This is a genomic window from Thalassospiraceae bacterium LMO-SO8 (assembly GCA_031655335.1).
Taxonomy (GTDB): Bacteria; Pseudomonadota; Alphaproteobacteria; order Rhodospirillales; family Casp-alpha2; genus UBA1479.
The window spans coordinates 1,474,324-1,494,348 of the sequence record CP134226.1; the positions used below are offsets into that span (position 1 = coordinate 1,474,324).

General features: G+C 67.4%; 12 protein-coding genes. 3 read left to right on the forward strand and 9 right to left on the reverse strand.

The window, feature by feature from the left end:
- Positions 1 to 52: 52 nt before the first annotated feature.
- Both RJ527_07145 and mutS read right to left on the reverse strand, forming a co-directional pair.
- Entirely contained in the window at positions 53 to 3,061 is a 3,009-nt protein-coding gene (locus RJ527_07145; protein ID WND77509.1) for a [protein-PII] uridylyltransferase, read from the reverse strand.
- A gap of 74 nt (positions 3,062 to 3,135) precedes the next feature.
- Positions 3,136 to 5,811 (reverse strand): DNA mismatch repair protein MutS, encoded by a 2,676-nt coding sequence (gene mutS, locus RJ527_07150; protein ID WND78034.1) that lies wholly within the window; start codon positions 5,809 to 5,811, stop codon positions 3,136 to 3,138.
- A 495-nt stretch (positions 5,812 to 6,306) separates the two neighbouring features.
- On the opposite strand from mutS, the gene RJ527_07155 reads away from it, so the two are divergent.
- Together RJ527_07155 and RJ527_07160 are read left to right on the forward strand one after the other, a co-directional pair.
- The gene (locus tag RJ527_07155) at positions 6,307 to 8,577 is read left to right on the forward strand and encodes an NADP-dependent malic enzyme (GenBank protein ID WND77510.1); all 2,271 of its coding nucleotides are present in this window, start codon (positions 6,307 to 6,309) and stop codon (positions 8,575 to 8,577) included.
- Between the two features lie 145 nt (positions 8,578 to 8,722).
- The gene (locus tag RJ527_07160) at positions 8,723 to 10,669 is read left to right on the forward strand and encodes a PhoX family phosphatase (protein WND77511.1); all 1,947 of its coding nucleotides are present in this window, start codon (positions 8,723 to 8,725) and stop codon (positions 10,667 to 10,669) included.
- A 230-nt stretch (positions 10,670 to 10,899) separates the two neighbouring features.
- Here the strand turns inward: RJ527_07160 and RJ527_07165 are convergent, their stop codons facing one another.
- Together RJ527_07165 and ppa are read right to left on the reverse strand one after the other, a co-directional pair.
- A complete protein-coding gene (locus tag RJ527_07165; GenBank protein ID WND77512.1) occupies positions 10,900 to 11,421 on the reverse strand; it encodes a macro domain-containing protein in 522 nt (173 codons plus the stop codon).
- 40 nt (positions 11,422 to 11,461) lie between these two features.
- Positions 11,462 to 12,001, reverse strand: a complete 540-nt coding sequence (ppa, locus tag RJ527_07170; protein WND77513.1) for an inorganic diphosphatase — start codon at positions 11,999 to 12,001, stop codon at positions 11,462 to 11,464.
- Positions 12,002 to 12,175: 174 nt separating this feature from the next.
- Between ppa and RJ527_07175 the strand changes: the two genes are divergently transcribed.
- Positions 12,176 to 13,903 carry a SulP family inorganic anion transporter gene (locus tag RJ527_07175; GenBank protein WND77514.1) on the forward strand — a complete coding sequence of 576 codons (1,728 nt, stop codon included), beginning with the start codon at positions 12,176 to 12,178 and terminating at the stop codon, positions 13,901 to 13,903.
- Here RJ527_07175 and RJ527_07180 read toward each other — a convergent pair.
- The 5 genes from RJ527_07180 to RJ527_07200 all read right to left on the reverse strand — a co-directional run bounded on the left by RJ527_07180 (position 13,900) and on the right by RJ527_07200 (position 19,871).
- The gene (locus RJ527_07180; protein ID WND77515.1) at positions 13,900 to 14,838 is read right to left on the reverse strand and encodes an isocitrate lyase/PEP mutase family protein; all 939 of its coding nucleotides are present in this window, start codon (positions 14,836 to 14,838) and stop codon (positions 13,900 to 13,902) included. The two genes, RJ527_07175 and RJ527_07180, sit on opposite strands and share 4 nt — an antisense overlap.
- Positions 14,839 to 14,948: 110 nt before the next feature.
- The gene (locus RJ527_07185; GenBank protein ID WND77516.1) at positions 14,949 to 16,211 is read right to left on the reverse strand and encodes an AmpG family muropeptide MFS transporter; all 1,263 of its coding nucleotides are present in this window, start codon (positions 16,209 to 16,211) and stop codon (positions 14,949 to 14,951) included.
- Between the two features lie 33 nt (positions 16,212 to 16,244).
- Complete coding sequence (locus tag RJ527_07190; protein WND77517.1) at positions 16,245 to 16,883, reverse strand: carbonic anhydrase; 639 nt, start codon at positions 16,881 to 16,883, stop codon at positions 16,245 to 16,247.
- Between the two features lie 21 nt (positions 16,884 to 16,904).
- Complete coding sequence (typA, locus tag RJ527_07195; GenBank protein WND77518.1) at positions 16,905 to 18,746, reverse strand: translational GTPase TypA; 1,842 nt, start codon at positions 18,744 to 18,746, stop codon at positions 16,905 to 16,907.
- Between the two features lie 114 nt (positions 18,747 to 18,860).
- Complete coding sequence (locus RJ527_07200) at positions 18,861 to 19,871, reverse strand: adenosine kinase (GenBank protein ID WND77519.1); 1,011 nt, start codon at positions 19,869 to 19,871, stop codon at positions 18,861 to 18,863.
- Positions 19,872 to 20,025 lie beyond the last annotated feature (154 nt).

Below are 20,025 nucleotides of genomic sequence, written 5' to 3' on the forward strand. Positions count from 1 at the left end.
CGCCGGGATTGGGGCGATGACAAGGCTTTAGGCGGGCCGGGCGGGCCGCCCCTTATTCCGCCGCTTCCACGGAATTGCCGGACGCCTTGCCGCCGGGCTTCGCCTTGGCGGCGGGCTTGTCCTTGGCGGAGGCTTTGGCGGCAAGCTTTGCCCCCGTCTTTGCCGCTGTCTTTGCCGGCGCCTTGGCGGGCGCCTTCGCGGCCGCCTTGTCCTTGGCGGCGGGTTTGGCGGAGGTCTTGGCGGGGGCTTTTGCCGCACCCTTGGCGGAGGCGTCCGGCTTGTTCGCCTTGTCGGCCTTGGCCGCCGCCTTCACCGCCTTCTTGCCGCCGATGCGGTCCAGCAGCCGGTTCTCGATGGATTTCAGCTTGTCCCCGTGACGAATCTTGAGGCCGAAGATGTCCTTCACATAGAACACGTCGACCACCCGCTCGCCATAGGTGGTGATCTGGGCCGAGGCGATCTGCAACCCTTCCTGGGTCAACGCCGTGGTCACGTCATAGAGAAGGCCCGGCCGGTCCTGGCCGTTGATTTCGATGACCGTATGGGTGTTGGACGCCTGGTTGTCCATGATGACGCGGGGCGATATGGCGAAGGCGCGGGACTTGTCGGGGAACACCGCGTCCGGTTCCTTCTTCAATTCCCGGGCCGGGTCGCGCTTGCCGCGCAGCGCGTCTTCGATGCGCTGGGTCATGCGGCCCATCTGGCCCTTTTCCTCGATCGCCTTGCCGGCCGCGTCATGGACCCAGAAGGTATCCAGCGCCATGCCGTTGGTCAGGGTCGCGATCTTGGCGTCGAGCACCGACACCCCGGCCAGCGACAGCGCCCCCGCGATATTGGCGAACAGGCCTGGATGGTCGGCGGTGTAGACGGTGATCTCGTTGGCGGCGCGGGCCGTGTCCACGGCCATGGCGATGGTCAGGTCGGCCTTGTCCTTTTCCGCCTTGCGCACCAGTTCGGCGTGGCGCACCTGGGTCGCCGTGTCGGCGGCCAGCCAGTAGGTGTCGGTGCCGCGGGCGAGGTGGTCCTCGCGGTCCTTCGCGGGCCATTTGGCGAGCGCCTGTTCCAGCGCCGCCTTGGCGCGGGCGACCCGGGTCTTGCGCCGTTCGCCCGGCGCGTCGCCGGTGAGCACGGCCTTGGCCTGCCAGTACAGTTCACGCAGCAGGCCCGCCTTCCAGTTGTTCCACACGTTGGGGCCGACGGCGCGGATATCGACCACGGTGAGGCAGAGCAACAGGCGCAGCCGTTCCGGCGACTGCACCAGGTCGCAGAAATCCTGGATCGTCTTGGGGTCATCCAGATCGCGCTTGAAGGCGGTCGCCGACATCAGCAGATGATGGCGCACCAGCCAGGACACGGTCTCCGTCTCCCAGGCGTTGAGGCCGAGCCGGGGGCAGAGCTTGAGCGCGACCTCGGCCCCCAGTTCCGAATGGTCGCCGCCCCGGCCCTTGGCGATGTCGTGCAGCAGGACCGAGACGTAAAGCGCCTCGCGCGACTGGATTTCCGAGATCACCTCGCAGGCAACGGGGTGGTCTTCCTTCAGCCGCCCCGTCTCGATCCCTTCCAGAAGGCCGATGGCGCGGATGGTGTGCTCGTCGACCGTATAGACGTGATACATGTCGTACTGCATCTGCGCCACGACGCGCCCGAAGTCGGGGATGAACCGGCCGAACACGCCGGCCTCGTTGAACCGCATCAGGGTGGTGACGGGATCCTTCCCCGTCAGCATTTCCAGGAACAGACGGTTGGCGTCCTTGTTGCGGCGCAGCTTGGCGTCGACCAGCTTCAGGTTCTGGGTGACCAGACGCAGCGCTTCCGGGTGCACGTCCAGGCCGTGCTTCTGCGCCGCGTGGAACAGGCTGACCAGCTTCACCGGATCGTCGGCGAAGGCCTTCTTGTTTTCCACGGTCAGGCGGCCGGAATCGATCTTGAAGCCCGGCACGTCCGGTTCGGAAAAGCGGAAGAACGGCAGACGGAACCGCTTGGCCGCCTTCTTGTGCTGATGTTCCAGGACCGCGCAGAGAATGCGGGTGATGTCGCCCACGTCCTTGGCGATCAGGAAATAGTGCTTCATGAAGCGTTCGACGCCGTTGGTCCCGGCGTGGTCGCGGTACCCTAAGCGCTGGGCGATTTCCTTCTGCACGGAGAAGCTCAACCGTTCTTCCGGGCGGCCGGCCAGGAAGTGCAGATGGCAACGCACGGTCCACAGGAAGTTCTCGGCCTTCTCGAACAGCTTGAGATCGTCCTTGGTGAACACGCCCTCGCCGACCAGGTCGTTCATGTTGTTGACGCGGTAAAGATATTTGGCGATCCAGATCAGGGTTTGCAGGTCGCGCAACCCGCCCTTGCCTTCCTTGATGTTGGGCTCCAGCACGTAGCGGGTGTCGCCCATCTTGTCGTGGCGGTTGTCGCGTTCGGCCAGCTTCTGTTCCACATAGGCCATGCCCGAGCCGTCGGCGACGTCGTCCCAGAAGGCCTGTTTGAACTTGTCGAACAACTCCTGATCGCCCCACAGCCAACGCGCCTCCAGCAACGAGGTGCGGATGGTCAGGTCTTCCTTGGCGAGTTTCACGGCCTCGTCGACCGAGCGCGTCGCATGGCCGACCTTGAGCCCCAGGTCCCACAGCATGTACAGCGTGAATTCGACGATCTGTTCCGTGCGCGGCGTCATCTTGTAGGGCAGCAGAAACATCAGATCGATGTCGGAGAACGGCGCCAGTTCGCCCCGCCCGTAGCCGCCCGTGGCGATGATGGTCAGCGTCTCGCCCGTGGTCGGGTTGGCCGAGGGATAGACCCATTTGTCGGCGAAGTCGTGGACCGTGCGGATCAGCTGGTCCATCAGATGGGCATGGGCGCGGGTCGCCTCCGGCCCGGTCAGCTTGCCCGCCTCGAAGCGGCGCTTGACCTCGTCCCAGCCCGCCTGATGGGCGTCCTTGAAGATGGCCAGAACCTCGCCCTGGCTTTTCGGCGTATAGCCGGACCAGCCGGCGAGGTCGTCCAGCTTCTTGGTCAGCGCCTTGCGGTCGATGATGGCGCGGGGGTCTTTGACGGTGGTGCGGTCCATGGGGCCCTTATATAGCACGCGGACAAGCGAAACACCCGCGCCGTTGGGGTGTTCGCGGCGGAAACGGGCGCCCGTCAGTCCCTGACGGGCGCCAGATTTTTCAAAGTATATAAGAAGTCGAGCGCCTGTTTAGGCGTCATTTCGTCGGGGTTCAACGCGGCGACCGCGTCGTCCACGGGCGACGGGCCGCGCGCGGCGACCGTGCCGCCGGGGGCGCGTGCCGGCGTCGCGGCGAACAGCGGCAGATCGTCGGCGAGATCCGCCGCGCGGGGGGAGCCGTCGCCGGCCTCGAGCTTTTCCAGGACCTGTCCGGCCCGCGCCGTGACGGCGGCGGGCAGGCCCGCCAATTGCCCGACATGGATGCCGTAGGAGCGGTCGGCCGTGCCGGGCGCGACTTCGTGCAGGAACACCACGTCGCCCTGCCATTCCTTCACGCGCATGGAATGGGGGGCCAGTTCGGCGAGGCGGCCGGAAAGCTGCGTCAGTTCGTGGTAGTGGGTCGCGAACAGGCCGCGGCATTTGTTGACGTCGTGCAGATGTTCGACCACGGCCCAGGCGATGGACAGGCCGTCGTAGGTCGCGGTGCCGCGCCCGATCTCGTCCAGGATGACCAGAGCCTTGGGCCCGGCCTGGTTGAGGATGGCCGCCGTTTCCACCATCTCGACCATGAAGGTGGAGCGCCCGCGCGCCAGGTCGTCGGCCGCACCGACGCGGGAAAACAATTGATCGACCGCGCCGATATGCGCCGAGGCGGCGGGCACGAAGGCCCCCATCTGGGCCATCACGGCGATCAATGCGTTCTGCCGCAGGAAGGTCGATTTACCGGCCATGTTGGGGCCGGTCAAAACCCAGAGCCGCCCGCCGGGGCCATCCCCGCCACCGGCCTCGTCCGCCGGGGTCAGGTCGCAATCGTTGGCGACGAAGGCGCCGTCGCCCTGACGGCTCAGCGCCGCCTCGACCACCGGATGGCGCCCACCTTCGATGCGGAAAATCTTGGAGGCATCGACCAGGGGCCGCGCGTAGCGCCGCTCCGCCGCCAGGGCACCCAGCGCCGCCGCGACGTCGAGCCGCGCCAGGGCGTCGGCGGCAAGGGCGATCTCCCGGGCCCGGCCCGTGACCTCGTTGACCAGATCGGTGAACAATTCCAGTTCCAACGCCAACGCCCGGTCGGCCGCCTTGGCGATGCGGCTTTCCAGGTCGGCGAGTTCGACCGTGGAAAAGCGCATGGCGTTGGCCATGGATTGACGGTGGATGAAGGGGCTGTCCCCGTCTTCCGTTTTGCCGGTCTTGATGCGGTCGGCCTGCTTGGCCGCGACCTCGATGAAATAGCCGAGCACGTTGTTGTGCTTGATCTTCAAGGCGGCGATGCCCGTTTCCTCGGCATAGCGGGCCTGCAACCCGGCGATCAGTTTCCGCGAATCGTCGCGCAGCTGGCGGTGCTCGTCCAACGCCGGCGCATAGCCCTGGCGGATGAAGCCGCCGTCGCGCGCCAACAGCGGCAGATCGTCGGCCAGGGCCCGGCCCAGACGGTCCGTCAATTGCCCGTGTTCGCCGAGATCCGTCATGGCCTCGGCCACGGCCTTGGGCACCAGACCGCGCGCGCCCTGCAACAGGCCCCGAAGGGCCGAGGCCTGGATCAGCCCGTCCCGCACGGCGGCCAGGTCGCGGGGCCCGCCCCGGCCCAGGGAAATGCGCGACAGGGCGCGGGCGACGTCGGGCACCTGGGCCAAGGCGGCGCGCAGATCGTCGGTCAGGCGCGCGTCGTCATGGAAGAATTCGACGGCGTCCAGGCGCTGGGCGATGGCATCGGGGTCGGTCAGGGGGGCCGACAGGCGGGCCGCCAAAAGCCTGGCACCCGCCCCCGTCAGCGTGCGGTCGATGACATCCAGCAGCGACCCCCGGCGTTCGCCGGTCATGGTGCGGGTCAGCTCGAGATTACGCCGCGTCGCCGCGTCGATGCCCATGACAGCGCCCGCGGACAGTTGGCGCGGCGGCGCCAGACGCGGCACCTTGCCCTTCTGGGTCAGCTCGACATAGTCGACCAGGGCACCGGCGGCCGCCAGCTCGGCCCGGGAGAAATTGCCGAACCCCGCCAGCGTGCCAACATGGAACAGGTCCTTCAGGCGCTTGTCGCCGTTGGCGCTGTCGAAGCGGGCCGAGGGCAGGGGCGTCAGGCGGTCCTTCCAGTCGGCGAAGGTCTCAAACAGATCGGGATTTTCCAACAGCCGGTCGGGACACAACAGTTCCCCCGCGTCAATGCGCGCCAGCGCCGCGCCCAAGGACGCCGTGGACACGGGCTGGGTCAGGAAATCGCCCGTCGACATGTCGATCCAAGCCAGGCCCAGGTCCGATTGCGCGGCGGCCACGGCGCAGAGATAGTTGTGCGACCGCGCATCCAGCAGCGTGTCCTCGGTGATCGTGCCGGGGGTGACGATGCGCTGCACCGCCCGCTTGACCACGGATTTCGATCCCCGCTTCTTGGCTTCGGCCGGATCCTCCACCTGCTCGCAGATGGCGACCTTGTGGCCGGCCCGGATCAGGCGCGTCAGATAGCTTTCGTGGGAATGCACGGGCACGCCGCACATGGGAATGTCGTCGCCCAGATGCTTGCCCCGCTTGGTCAGGGCGATGTCGAGGGTCTGCGACGCCTTCACGGCGTCGTCGAAGAACATCTCGTAGAAATCGCCCATGCGGTAGAACAGCAACGCCCCCGGATGGGCCGCCTTGATCTCCAGGAACTGGGCCATCATCGGCGTCACGGAAACATCCCCGGACGCGGGCGCGCCGTCGCCGCCGCTGTCGCGTTCGGCGGAGGTCAGATCGTCGTCGTCGGATAGAGGCGCGATGTCGTCGGGAGGCATAACTCGCCTGATTTAATATGTTCACTACGGCGCCCAGGATGGCCGAGCCTACCACATCTGGCCCCGGCGGGGGCAAGGGAAGGCAGGGGGCTGCTTGTGGAAATCTGGCGAAAACCGAACGGGAATTCTAGGCTTTGCAGGATCAATTAAATACGATACTTTCAAATTTCGTCTTGCAAATGTAATTAAGTTTCGCATAAACCGAAACGAAGATCACACGATCAGGGAGCACTCTGGGTAGACGCGGCGGACCTTGGGCCGCCGCCACCGTCCAAACGAAACCGAACCGGCCCTCGGCCGCCGTCCCCGCGGGGTCGGCGTCAGGGCCCGGCGCACGCCGGATGAACGCGGCGGCACGACCAATTGGGAAGAGACACGATCACCATGAAGAAACAAGCCGACGACATGATGTACCAGGATGCCCTGCGCATGCACGCCAGGGGCCGTCCGGGCAAGATGGAGGTGTCGGCGACCAAGCCGCTGACCACCCAGCGCGACCTGACGCTCGCCTATTCGCCGGGCGTCGCCGCCCCCTGCCTGGAAATTCAGAAGGACGAGGCCAAGGGCTACGAGTACACGGCGCGCGGCAACAAGGTCGCGGTCATTTCCAACGGCACGGCGGTGCTGGGGCTCGGCAACATCGGCGCGGCGGCGGCGACGCCGGTGATGGAGGGCAAGTCGGTCCTGTTCAAGCGCTTCGCCGACATCGACGGCATCGATCTTGAGCTCAACACCGAGGACGTCGACGAATTCGTCAACTGCGTGCGCTATCTGGGCAAGGCCTTCGGCGGCATCAACCTGGAAGACATCAAGGCGCCCGAATGCTTCATCATCGAAGAGCGCCTGAAGGAACTGTTGGACATCCCCGTGTTCCACGACGACCAGCACGGCACGGCGATCATCACGGCGGCGGGGCTGATCAACGGCCTGCACCTGACCGGGCGCGACATCAAGGACGTGCACATGGTGATCAACGGAGCGGGGGCGGCCTCCATCGCCTGTGTCGAGCTGTTCCAATCCATGGGCCTGCCGGCGAGCCAGGTGATCCTGTGTGATTCCAAGGGCGTGATCTACGAGGGCCGCACCGAGGGCATGAACCAGTGGAAGTCCAAGCACGCGGTGAAGACCGACGCCCGCACCCTGGCCGACGCGCTCAAGGGCGCCGACGTGTTCCTAGGCCTGTCGGGCCCCGACACGGTGAAGAAGGAAATGATCGCCGAGATGGCGGCCAATCCCCTGATCTTCGCCATGGCCAATCCGGTGCCGGAAATCTGGCCCGAGGAAGTCCGCGAGGTGCGCGACGACGCCATCATCGCCACGGGCCGGTCCGACTATCCGAACCAGATCAACAACGTGCTGGGCTTCCCCTATATCTTCCGGGGGGCCCTGGATGTGCGCGCCAGCACCATCAACGAGGAGATGAAGATCGCCGCCGCCAAGGCGCTGGCCGACCTCGCGCGCCAGGACGTGCCGGACGAGGTCGATGCCGCCTATTCGGGATCGCGCCTTAGTTATGGCCGTGACTACCTGATCCCGACGCCGTTCGATCCGCGCCTGATCTGGGCCGTGCCCAAGGCCGTGGCCCAGGCGGCCATGGATTCCGGCGTCGCGCAAAAGCCGATCGCCGACATGGACGCCTATGCCAGCGAACTGGCGGCCAGGCTCGACCCCACCGCCGGGTCGTTGCAGGCCATCTTCGACCAGGTCAAGGCCAGCCCGAAGCGCATCGTGTTCGCCGAGGGCGAGGAGGAGAAAGTCATCCGCGCCGCCTATTCGTTCTTCAACCAGGGCTACGGCACGCCGATCCTGGTCGGCCGCGAGGACACCATCAAGGCCAAGATCGCCGACCTGGGCCTGCCCGCGCCCGACGGCATCGAGATCGCCAACGCACGGCTGTCGGCCAAGAACGAGGCCTATACGGATACCTTGTACCGCAAGGAACAACGCAAAGGCGCCCTGCGCCGCGACGCCCAGCGCCGGGTCAACAACAACCGCAACGTGTTCGCCGCCTGCATGGTCGAAGCCGGCGACGCCGACGGCATGGTCACCGGCCTGACGCGCCACTACATGGTGTCGCTGAAGGACATTTCGCGGGTGCTGGAGGTCGGCGGCGGCAAGCCCGTGTTCGGGGTCTCCATCGTGCTGACCAAGGACGGGCGGGCGCTGTTCATCACCGACACGGCGGTCAACGTGGCCCCCTCGCCGGACCTGCTGGCCGACTTCGCCGAAGGGGGTGCGATGGTCGCCCGGGCCATGGGGCACGAACCCCGGGTCGCCATGATCTCCTTCGCCAATTTCGGCAACCCGGACCTGCCCCATGCCGAGACCATGCGCGACGCCGTCGGCGTGCTCGACCGCCGCGACGTGGCCTTCGAATACGACGGGGAAATGAGTGCCGGCGTGGCGCTGAACCCGGACCTGATGGCCAACTATCCGTTCTGCCGCCTGTCCGGCCCGGCCAACGTGCTGGTCATGCCGGGCCTGCATTCGTCGCGCATTTCGGCGCGCCTGCTGTCGGCGGTCGGCGGAGCGACGGTGCTGGGGCCGATCCTGCTGGGCTTCGCCAAGCCGGCCCAGGTGGTGCAGATGGATGCCTCGGCGTCCGACATCTCGACCATGGCGGTGCTGACGGCGCATCAGGCCAACGTGGGCTGATCCCTTTCCATAAAGGAGTCACGGAGGCGTCACGGGCCGGTCACCGGCCTGTCGCGGCGATGTCCTAGCATCCCGGCATGGGATACGGTTTGGGGCCGGTCGCGGCCGGGCATACCGGGGGTGGCGGATGGACGGGTACGATTTCTTGAATACCGAAGACGACGACCGGCCCATTGCGCGGGCCTGGGCGATGCCGCTGGGCGCGCTGGTCGCGCGCCGCGCCGTGCTCAAGGGACTGGGGGCCGGGCTCGGCCTGGGGCTCGGCATCGGTCTGGGCGGGCCGGCCCTCGGCCCCATCGGGCGGGCGGCTTACGCCGACGCGCCCCTGACGCGCAACCCCTCCACCCTCACCTTCGCGCAGCCGCCCCACATCATTTCCGACGGCCACGCGGTCGCCCCGGGGCACGACGCGCGGGTGCTGATCCGCTGGGGCGACGCGGTGCTGCCGGGGGCCCCCGCCTTCGACCCCCGCAACCTGACGGCGGACGCCCAGGAAACACAGTTCGGCGCCAACAACGATTTCATCGCCTTCCTGCCCCTGCCGGCGGGGTCCGGCGCAAGCGACCACGGGCTGCTCTGCATCAATCACGAATACACCAATACGGAACTCATGTGGCCGGGCCTGGGGCCCAAGGACCGGGCCAAGGCGTCGGCCGATCAGGCGGCGGTCGAGATGGCCGCCCACGGCCTGTCGGTGATCGAGGTCAAGAAGGTCGACGGCCAGTGGTGGGTCAAACCGGACAGCCCCCATGCCCGGCGCATCAGCCTGCGCTCGACGGTCATGGCTGTGTCCGGGCCGGCCGCGCGCCATCCCCGCCTGCGCACGGGGGCCGACGCCACGGGCGCCCGGGTCGTCGGCACGCTCAACAACTGCGCCGGCGGCAAGACGCCCTGGGGCACCGTGCTGACGGCCGAGGAAAACATCCATCAGTACTTTTCCGGCAAACCCGAGGGGCCGGAGGCCGCCAACCACGCGCGCATGGGCATCGCGGGCAAGCCGCGCTATTCCTGGGGCCGCCATGCCGCGCGCTTCGACGTGACGCGGGAGCCCAACGAGCCCAATCGGTTCGGCTGGATGGTCGAGATCGACCCCTACGATCCCAAGGCGGTCCCCACAAAACGCACGGCGCTTGGCCGCTTCAAGCACGAGGGGGCGGGCATGTCCCTGACCCGGGACGGCCGCTGCGCCGTCTATTGCGGCGACGATCAGGCCTTCGAATATCTCTACCGCTTCGTCACCGACGCCAAGGTCGATACCGCCGACCGCGCCGCCAATCGGGACATCCTGGACCACGGCACGCTTTACGTCGCCCGCTTCAAGGACGACGGGCGGGGCGAGTGGCGGGCGCTGACCTTCGGACAGGGGCCGCTGACCCCGGCCAACGGTTTCCATTCCCAGGCCGACGTGTTGATCGAAACCCGGCGCGCCGCCGACCTCGTGGGCGCCACGCCCCTGGACCGGCCCGAGGATGTGGAGCCCAACCCGGTGACCGGGCGGGTCTACGTCATGCTGACCAACAACACCAAGCGCAAACCGGATCAGGCCGACGCCGCCAACCCGCGCGGCCCCAACCCGTTCGGCCATGTCCTTGAGATCACCCCCGCGCCGGATGACGACGGCCGGCCCGACCACGGCGCCCCGTCCTTCACCTGGGACGTCCTGTTGCAGGCGGGCGATCCGGCCCAGCCCGATCATGGGGCGCGTTATCATCCGGCGACGGGCCGCTTCGGCGCCTGGCTGGCGGCGCCCGACAACTGCGCCTTCGATCCCCGTGGCCGCTTGTGGATTTCCACGGACCAGGGATCGAAGCAGAAGAAGAATGCCATTCCCGACGGCATGTACGCCTGCGATCTGGACGGTTCCGGGCGGGCGCTGACGCGCCTGTTCTTCGCCTGCCCGCGCGACGCGGAAATGTGCGGCCCCGAATTCACGCCCGACGGCACAACCCTGTTCGTCGCCGTGCAGCATCCGGCGGAAGGCTCGACCTTCGATGCGCCCTCGACCCGCTGGCCCGATTTCCAGGACGGCATGCCGCCGCGCGCCGCGATCGTCGCGATCACGCGAAAGGACGGCGGCCCCATCGGCGGCTGATTCCCCGCGTCACCACACCCCCCGCCGCTGGGTTTCATCAGCGGCTTCTTCCTTGAAGGCGGCGCCCTTGGGCCCGCCTTCTTTTTTCGCGGAAACACGACGTCTTTCCCCCTCTCCCCCATCTTGGGGGAGAGGGCCGGGGTGAGGGGGCTTTCGCGGTATTAGGATTCCCCCCTCACCCTAACCCTCTCCCCCCCCCAAACGGGGGGAGAGGGAATTTAAATCTTTGATCAGGCCGTGTCTGCCAGGGCCTGTCTGTGCAGGGCCGCGCTGTCGGACCCGAAGCAGCAGAACACCACCCGTTCGGGCAGGGCGTTGGCGTCCAGGAACCCGGCGCAGGCCGCGACGGCAACGGCGGCGGCGCGGCCGGCCGGAAAGCCGAAGATGCCGGTCGAGATGGCGGGAAAGGCGATGGTGCGCAGCCCGTTGTCGCGGGCGAGCATCAGGGAATTGCGATAGGCGGCGGCCAGCAGGGCGTCCTCCCCCGCATCCCCGCCGCGCCACACGGGGCCGACGGCATGGATAACGAAGCGGGCCTTGAGATCGTGGCCCGGGGTGATCCGGGCCTCGCCCGTGGGACAGCCGCCCAGGGCAGCGCAATCCCCCGCCAAGGCCGGGCCGGCGGCGCGGTGGATGGCGCCGCACACGCCGCCCCCGGGCGCCAAATGTTCGTTGGCGGCGTTGACGACGGCGTCGACGTCGAGGGCCGTGATGTCGGCCTCGACCACGGACAGGCGGTCGCGTGAGGTCATGGCTTCAGTCTATCCCGGACCGGCCGGGCCGGAAAAGCGGTCAGGACTTGGTTTTTTCCCGGGCCCGGTCCATGGCTTCGCGGATCAGGTCCATGGCCTGTTCGGCCTCGCCCCAGCCCTTGATCTTGGCCCATTTGCCGCGTTCCAGATCCTTGTAGTGCTCGAAGAAATGGGCGATCTGGTCGAGCATCACCGGGCGCAGGTCGCGGTAGCTGCCGACGTTGCCGTAATAGGGATGCAGGTCGTCGACGGGGACGCAGAGGATCTTTTCGTCGAGCCCGCCTTCGTCCTCCATCATCAGCACGCCGATCGGCCGCGAACGGATGATGACCCCCGGCTGCACCGGCACCTGGCCCAGCACCATGGCATCCGTCGGGTCGCCGTCGTCGGACAGGGTATGGGGGATGAAGCCGTAGTTGGACGGATAATACATCGCCGTGTGCAGGAAGCGGTCGACGTACATCGCCCCCGATTCCTTGTCGAGCTCGTACTTCACCGGATTGCCCCCCATGGGGATTTCGATGATGACGTTGACGTCGTAGGGCGGGTTTTCCCCGACCGGGATTTTGTCCATGTTCATCGCGTTGCCCCTCCTTGGCCAGGTCGCGCCGTTCAAGAGGGGGCGGAGTATATGCTGCACTGCACAATTATTTAAGCGGAAAATGCCCAGGCCCAGAACGCCGTTGACCCGCCGGGTATTTTACTGCAAAAAACTGTGCTTTCCCGCCTTTGCACAGAAGATTGCCGTATCTCCATGCCCCTGAAATCCGCCGGTCCCGCGGCGCCCGCCTCCGCCGCGGACCTGTTCACGCCCAAGCTGGTCACGGTATTGCGCGAGGGCTACAGCCTCGCCAACCTGCGCGCCGACGCGGTCGCGGGGCTGACGGTCGCCATCGTCGCCCTGCCCTTGTCCATGGCCATCGCCATCGCCTCGGGGGCGTCCCCGGCGCAGGGCCTGTACACCGCCATCATCGGCGGTTTTTTCGTTTCCCTGCTGGGCGGCAGCCGGTTCCAGATCGGCGGGCCCGCGGGGGCCTTCATCGTGCTGGTCGCGGGTACCGTGCTCGCGCACGGCATGGACGGCCTGATCCTGGCGACCGTGCTGGCGGGCGTGATCCTGGCCGGCGTGGGGGCGCTCCGGCTCGGCACCTATATCAAGTTCATCCCCTATCCGGTGACCGTCGGCTTCACGGCGGGGATCGCCGTCATCATCTTCGCCAGCCAGGTCCGCGACCTTCTCGGCCTGACCCTGGTAACGCCCGAGCCGGGGCCGCTGCTGGACAAGCTGCCGGTGCTGTGGCGGGGGCTGCCGTCCGTCAACGGCGCGGCGCTGGCGCTGTCCGCGGGTTCGGTTCTGGTCATCGTCGGGGTGTCGCGCTTTCTGCCGCGCTGGCCCGGCATGTTGATCGCGGTGGCGGGTGCTGCGCTCGTGACCGCCGCGTTCAATCTGCCGGTCGAGACCATCGGCAGCCGCTTCGGCGGCATTCCCCAGAGCCTGCCGCTGCCGGCAATCCCCGATGTCTCCTGGGCCAAGGTTCGGGCCGTGCTGCCCAACGCTGTCGCCTTCGCGCTTCTGGGTGCCATCGAATCCCTGCTGTCCGCCGTGGTCGCCGACGGCATGACCGGGCGGCGTCACCGCTCCAACTGCGAACTGGTCGCCCAGGGGATCGCCAACGTGGCGTCCGGCCTGTTCGGCGGCATCTGCGTGACCGGCACCATCGCGCGCACGGCGACCAACGTGCGCGCGGGGGCCCACGGCCCCGTCGCCGGGATGATGCATTCTCTGTTCCTGCTGGGCTTCATCCTGATCGCGGCCCCGCTCGCCGCCTATATCCCGCTCGCCAGCCTGGCCGGGGTGCTGGCCGTGGTCGCCTGGAAGATGATCGAAAAGCACGCCTTCGCGACCCTGCTTCGCGCCTCGCCGGGCGACGCCCTGGTGCTGCTCGCGACGCTCGGCCTGACCATCTTCCGCGACCTGACGGAGGCCATCGTGGTCGGCTTCGCGCTCGGCTCGGTGCTGTTCATCCACCGCATGTCGAAGACCACGGCGGTGGAAAGCCACCGGCCCTTCGTCGCCGAGGACAAGGCCGACGACGCCAACGGCGGGCGCAAGCCCTATGACGAGGACGACGCGTCCGACCCGGACGTCGTCGTCTACCGCATCGTCGGCGCCTTCTTCTTCGGGGCCGCGGCCTCCATCGGCGCCGTGCTGGAACGCATTTCCGACACCCACAAGGCCCTGATCATCGACCTCGCCGCCGTGCCGTTCCTGGATTCAACCGCCGCCAACACCATCGACGGCCTGGCCCGCAAGGCCCAGCGCCAGGGCGTCGCGGTGATCCTGACCGGCGTATCCGACAGCGTGCGCCGCGACCTGACCAATCACCAGATCACGGCCCCCCTGGTCGCCTTCGAGCCGACCATCGACGCGGCCCTGGCCAAGGTGCGCGGCGCGCGCCCCGCCAACGCCGCGGCCGATTAGTCGTCGCCGCCCGGCTGGAAGCCCACGGAGTCCTGATATTTCTCCAGTTCCGCCTCACCCATGTAGGCTTCTTCCCATTTGATGATCTGATCGAAGCCGGCGAAGGTGTGGAAATCACCGACCGGATGGCCCTTCAGGGAATCGAATAGTTCGGCCTCGGCCATGGGACCCCGTTCCTTCATGTCGGCGGCGAAGGAATAAAGCGCCTTCAGGGTCGCGCGGTGCGCCGCCCCCGGCAGAATGGTGAGCGCGATGCCGAGCGCCGTCATCTCCTCGGACGTGAAGCGCGGCGACACCCCGGTCTGGTTGTAGAGGATCGGGCCGTCGACTTCCTTGCAGATGCGCTCGACCTCTTCCCGCGTGGTCGGGCCTTCGACGAAGGCGATGTCGGCGCCGGCTTCCAGGTAGGCGTTGGCGCGTTCGATGGCGATGTCCAGGTTGCCGCCGTGGGCCCCCCGGGCGTCCGTGCGCGCGATCAGCACGAAATCGGGATCGAGTTCGTCGCGCACATCGGCCGCCGCCCGGTACTTGCCGACCGCTTCCGCCATGGGGATCACCCGGCGTCCGGCGACATGGCCGCAGCGCTTGGGGATGGCCTGGTCCTCGATATGGATCGCGGCGGCCCCCGTCTGAATGTATTCCCGCACGCAGCGGATCACGTTGATGGCGTTGCCGTAGCCGTTGTCGGCGTCGGCGATCAGCGGCACCTTCACCGCGTTCGCCATGTAGCGCGCGTTGAGATGCATTTCCGTCATCGTCGCGAGACCCGCGTCGGGCATGCCGAGCAAGGCGAGCGAGGTGCCGTAGCCGGTCATGTAGACGGCGGGAAAGCCGACCAGTTCCATGACCTTGGCGGACATGGCGTCGTAGCAGCCGGGCACGACGAGGGTTTCGTTGGATTTAAGCAGTTCGCGAAGCTGGGTGGTGGCGCGCACGGGATGGGTCCTCCGGTTGGCATGGTGTTTGTGATTGCCCCGGATTTTGGCGGCTTTCGCGAAAAGAGTCCCGCACTTTGTATACAAAATGCCCCGTGCGGGACGGGCGATCAGCGGAAATGCCGATCCTTGTTCATCAGCCAGAGCAGGACCAGGAGGGCCGGGATCGCCGCCGCCGTGGTGCCGACGAAATAGAGCTTCCAGCCCAGGGCCTGGGCCGCCTCGCCGCCGCCGGCGACGAAGATCTTGCGGCCGAGCGCCGCGAAGGCCGACAGCAGGGCGTACTGCGTGGCCGAGTAGGCGCGGTCGCAGAACCCGGACAGATAGGCGACGAAGGCCGCCGTCGCCATGGCCGAGGTCAGGTTTTCCAGCGCGATGGTCACGGTCAGGGCCGGGATCGACGGCCCCTGCCCCGCCAGCCAGGCGAAGGCCAGGTTGGCCGCCGCCTGCATCACGCCGCAGGCGAACAGAGCCCGCAACAGCCCGAAGCGGGCGACCAGGACGCCGCCCAGGATGGCGCCCGCGATGCTCATGGCGAAGCCCCAGGCCTTGGTCACCAGGGCGATCTCGGTCTTGGTGAAGCCGATATCCAGATAGAACGGATTGGCCATCACGCCGAGCAAGCCCTCGCCGTATTGGAACAGGGTGATGAAGACCAGCACCATGGCCCAGTTGCGCCGGGTCATGAAATCCAGGAACGGTTCGATCAGGGCGGCGCGGAACGGCTGGTCCGTGCGCGCGGGCGGGCGCTTGGGCTCGGGCGAGGTCAGGGTCGCGGCGAGGCCCACGGCCATGAGCGCCGCCATCACGCAGTACGCCGCCTGCCAGCCCCACTGGTCGGCGATCAACAGCGCCCCGGCCCCGGACGCCAGCACGCCGACCCGGTAGCCGTTGACGAAGTTGGCCGTGCCGGGCCCTTCCAGGTCGCGCTCGAGCGAGTCGATGCGGTAGGCGTCGGCGACGATGTCCTGGGTCGCCGAGGCCGCCGCCAGAACCACGGCCCAGAACGCGGTCAGGGCCAGGTTCGCCGCCGGGTCCGAGGTGCCGAGAAACAGGATCGCCAGCGCCACGGCACCTTGCGACAGCAGCAGCCAGGACCGGCGCTGCCCAAAGCGGCGGGTGAGATAGGGGATCGGCGTCTGGTTGACCACGGGCGCCCAGACGGGTTTGAACACATAGGCCGAGCCGGCCAGGGCGAACCAGCCGATGGCGGCGACGGAAAGCCCCGATTCCCGCAGCCAGGCCGACAGGGTGGAGAACACCAGGAGATAAGGCAGGCCGCTGGAAAATCCCAGGAACAGCTGAATCAGCGCCGGGCGGCGGACATGCCCCGCAAGGGCGTCGGCCCAGTCGGGGCGCCGGGCCCGGTTCACGATCTTACGTCCTTGCCCCGCACGCGGCGGCGCTCAGCCGACGGGCTTGAACTTGCCCTGGGCCCCGTCGTAGACGGACAACTTGGCCTCGGCGATGTCGATGTACCAGCCGTGAAGCTGTAGCTCCCCGGCCTCGACCCGCTCGCGGACCCAGGGAAAGGTGGTCAGGTTCTCGAGCGAGACCAGCACCGCGTTCTGTTCGCACACCCGGGTGCGGGTGGCGTCGTCGGCGCCGGCCATGGTCGCCAGCACGCGGCGGTGGGCGGCGGCCAGCATGGACACCCATTGCGTGACGAAGGTGAATTGCCCGCCTTCCGTGTCGGCGTTCATCATCGCCTTGACCCCGCCGCAGTGGGCATGGCCCAGAACGATGACGTGCTTCACGTTAAGGCCCAGAACCGCGAATTCGAGGGCCGCCGAGGTGCCGTGAAACTTGCCGTCCTCTTCCAACGGCGGCACCAGGTTGGCGACGTTGCGGATCATGAACAGGTCGCCCGGATCGGTCTGGAACAAGGTCGCGGGTTCGACCCGGGAGTCCGAACAGGCGATGACCGCGACCTGGGGGCGTTGGCCCTGGGCCACCAGTTCCTGGATCAGGGGCTTGGAATCCTGGAAAGCCCCGGCGCGAAACCGGCGGTATCCATCGAGAAGCTTGTCCACGCCGGTCGTCATCTGCGGAAGGATCCTTCTGCCTTAGGCGGATTCGGCCTCGCGGCGTCGTTCCGCCTTCTTGCGTTCGTTGGGGTCCAGGATCGCCTTGCGCAGGCGGATCGACTTGGGCGTCACCTCGACCCGTTCGTCATCGTCGATGTAGCTGATGGCCTGCTCCAAGGTCAACCTCCGGGGCGGCGTCAGACGGATGGCGTCGTCCTTGCCCGAGGCCCGCATGTTGGTCAGCTGCTTGGACTTCATGGGGTTGACCTCAAGGTCGTTGGGCCGCGCGTTCTCGCCGATGATCATGCCTTCGTAGACGGCCTCGCCGGCGCCGATGAACATGAAGCCGCGTTCCTCCAGGTTGGCGAGGGCGAAGGCCACGCTCTGGCCGCCCGCGTTGGAGATCAGCACGCCGCTGCGCCGGCCCGGCACGTTGCCGCGGAACGGGCCGTAGGCATGGAACAGGCGGCTCATCACGCCGGTGCCGCGGGTTTCCGTCATGAAGTCGCCGTGATAGCCGATCAGGCCACGGGTCGGGACATGGAATTCAAGGCGCACCTTGCCGCCGCCCGAGGGCCGCATGGCCAAAAGGTCGCCCTTGCGCAGGCTCAAGGATTCCACGACGGTGCCGGAATATTCCTCGTCCACGTCGATGACGACTTCCTCGATCGGCTCTTCGCGCTGACCCGTTTCCGGGTTGTTGCGGTACAGCACGCGGGGCCGCGAGATCGACAGCTCGAAGCCCTCGCGGCGCATCTGTTCGATCAGCACGCCCAGTTGCAGTTCGCCGCGCCCGGCCACGTCGAAGGCGTTGTCGTCGGGCGTTTCGGTGATGCGGATGGCGACGTTGCCCTCGGCCTCGCGGTCGAGGCGGTTGCGGATCACCCGCGACTGCACCTTGTCGCCGTCCTTGCCGGCGAGCGGCGAATCGTTGATCGAGAAGGTCACCGACAGGGTCGGCGGATCGACCGGCTGCGCGGCCAGCGGTTCCGTCACCTGCGGATCGCAGAGCGTGTCGGCGACGGTCGCCTTGGCCAGGCCGGCGATGGCGACGATGTCGCCCGCTTCGGCGCGGTCCACGGGCTGACGTTTGAGGTCGCGGAACACCAGGATCTTGGACACCCGGCCCTGTTCGACCAGCTTGCCGTGACGGTTGAGCGCCTTGATCGGCATGTTGGCTTCGATCACGCCGGACTGGATGCGCCCGGTCAGGATGCGGCCCAGGTAGGGGTCGGCCTCCAGGGTCGTCGCCAGGATGGTGAAGGGGGCGTCGACCGGGCCCACGTCGGGGGAGGGCACATGGTCGGTGATCATCTTGAACAGGGGCGTCAGGCCGTCGTCGCGGGCATCGGGGCTGAGCCCGGCCCAGCCGTTGCGGCCCGAGGCATAGAGCATCGGGAAATCGAGCTGCGCGTCGTTGGCGTCGAGCGCGGCGAACAGATCGAAGACCTCTTCGTGCACTTCGTCGATGCGGGCGTCGGGACGGTCGACCTTGTTGATGACGACGATCGGGCGCAGGCCCAGCTTCAGCGCCTTGCCGAGCACGAACTTGGTCTGCGGCATGGGGCCCTCGGCCGCGTCGACCAGCAGCACCACGCCGTCGACCATGCCGAGAATGCGTTCCACCTCGCCGCCGAAATCGGCGTGACCGGGCGTGTCGACGATGTTGATGCGGTAATCTTCCCATTCCACCGACGTGCATTTCGCCAGGATGGTGATGCCGCGCTCGCGTTCCAGATCGCCGGAATCGAGGGCGCGTTCGGCCACCGCCTGATTGGCGCGGAAGGCGCCGGACTGGCGCAAAAGCCCGTCGACGAGGGTGGTTTTGCCATGGTCGACGTGGGCGATGATGGCGATGTTTCGGAGCAGGGTCCGGGTCATGAGATCGGGTCGCTTCTAAATAAGGTGAGGGATGCGCAGCGTTGCGCTGGGCGCTATATAAGGCCAGCCGCCGCAAGATGCCAGAAAATGCTGCGCTGCAACCCTGGACGGTTGCTAGTCGGCGGCGTCCCAGCCGCGCAGCTTGAGCGCCATGGCGGCCTTGAGATCGGTTTCCGGGCGGGCGCCGATCTGGGCGATGACCTCGGCGGCGGCGATGCCGCCCATGCGGGCACAGGTCTCAAGAGCCTCGTTCCGGGTATAACCGTAAAGGAAACCGGCGGCATAGGCGTCGCCGGCGCCGGTGGTGTCGATGACCTGGGTGACCGGGGCGGCCTTGACCGCCTCGACGCCGGCCGCGCTGACCACGACGGAGCCCTTTTCCGACCGCGTCAGGGCCGCGACCTTGCAGTGGCCCTTGACCTTGTCCAGGGCGGCGTCGAAGTCGTCGACTTGGTAAAGCGCCGTGATTTCGGCCTCGTTGGCGAACAGGATGTCGACATGGCCTTCGATGAGATCGAGGAAATCGGCGCGGTGGCGGTCGACGCAGAAGGGATCGGACAGCGACAGCGCGACCTCGCGCCCGGCGGCGCGGGCGGCCTCGGCAGCGGTGCGGAAGGCCTCTTTGGCGTCTTCCGGGTCCCACAGATAGCCTTCCAGATAGGTCACGCGGGCGGCCTTGATGACCTCCAGATCCACGTCGGCGGGCTTCAGATGAATACTGGCGCCGAGATAGGTCAGCATGGTGCGCTGGGCGTCCGGGGTGACCAGGACCAGGCAATTGGCCGTGGCCGGGCCGTCTTCCGCGGGGGCGGTGTCGAAATGCACGCCGAGCGAGCGGATGTCATGGGTGAAGATGCGCCCGAAGGCGTCGTTCTTGACCTTGCCGGCGAAGGCGCATTTGGCGCCCAGCCCGGCCAGCACCGCGATGGTGTTGGCGGCGGACCCGCCGGAACATTCCATGGCCGGGCCGGCCTTGTCGTAGACCGCCGCGGCCTGCGCCTCGTCGCACAGGGTCATGGCGCCCTTGGCCAGGCCTTCGCGGTCCAGGAAGGCGTCATCGGTCTGGGTCAGAACATCGACGATGGCATTGCCGATACCGACAACGTCGAAACGGGGATTGGACATGAAAACCTCTTTCAACTCATTCCGCCCCGAAGCGGCCTTGCCGGGCCGCGTCGTTCCGGGCGCTGGTTGGGCGCGGAGTATACCGATGACGAACGTGGCGTCTACCCCACCCTCATGGATGGGGCCGGGGGGGCCTTGCGGGCGGCGGGCGGAC

Excerpts from the sequence above, each read along its gene's own strand:
- RJ527_07145 (WND77509.1), bottom strand. The coding sequence starts at position 3,061 with ATGGACCGCACCACCGTCAAAGACCCCCGCGCCATCATCGACCGCAAG.
- RJ527_07175 (WND77514.1), top strand. The coding sequence starts at position 12,176 with ATGCCCCTGAAATCCGCCGGTCCCGCGGCGCCCGCCTCCGCCGCGGAC.
- RJ527_07165 (WND77512.1), bottom strand. The coding sequence starts at position 11,421 with ATGACCTCACGCGACCGCCTGTCCGTGGTCGAGGCCGACATCACGGCC.
- RJ527_07200 (WND77519.1), bottom strand. The coding sequence starts at position 19,871 with ATGTCCAATCCCCGTTTCGACGTTGTCGGTATCGGCAATGCCATCGTC.
- ppa (WND77513.1), bottom strand. The coding sequence starts at position 12,001 with ATGAACATGGACAAAATCCCGGTCGGGGAAAACCCGCCCTACGACGTC.
- RJ527_07190 (WND77517.1), bottom strand. The coding sequence starts at position 16,883 with ATGACGACCGGCGTGGACAAGCTTCTCGATGGATACCGCCGGTTTCGC.
- mutS (WND78034.1), bottom strand. The coding sequence starts at position 5,811 with ATGATGGCCCAGTTCCTGGAGATCAAGGCGGCCCATCCGGGGGCGTTG.
- typA (WND77518.1), bottom strand. The coding sequence starts at position 18,746 with ATGACCCGGACCCTGCTCCGAAACATCGCCATCATCGCCCACGTCGAC.
- RJ527_07155 (WND77510.1), top strand. The coding sequence starts at position 6,307 with ATGAAGAAACAAGCCGACGACATGATGTACCAGGATGCCCTGCGCATG.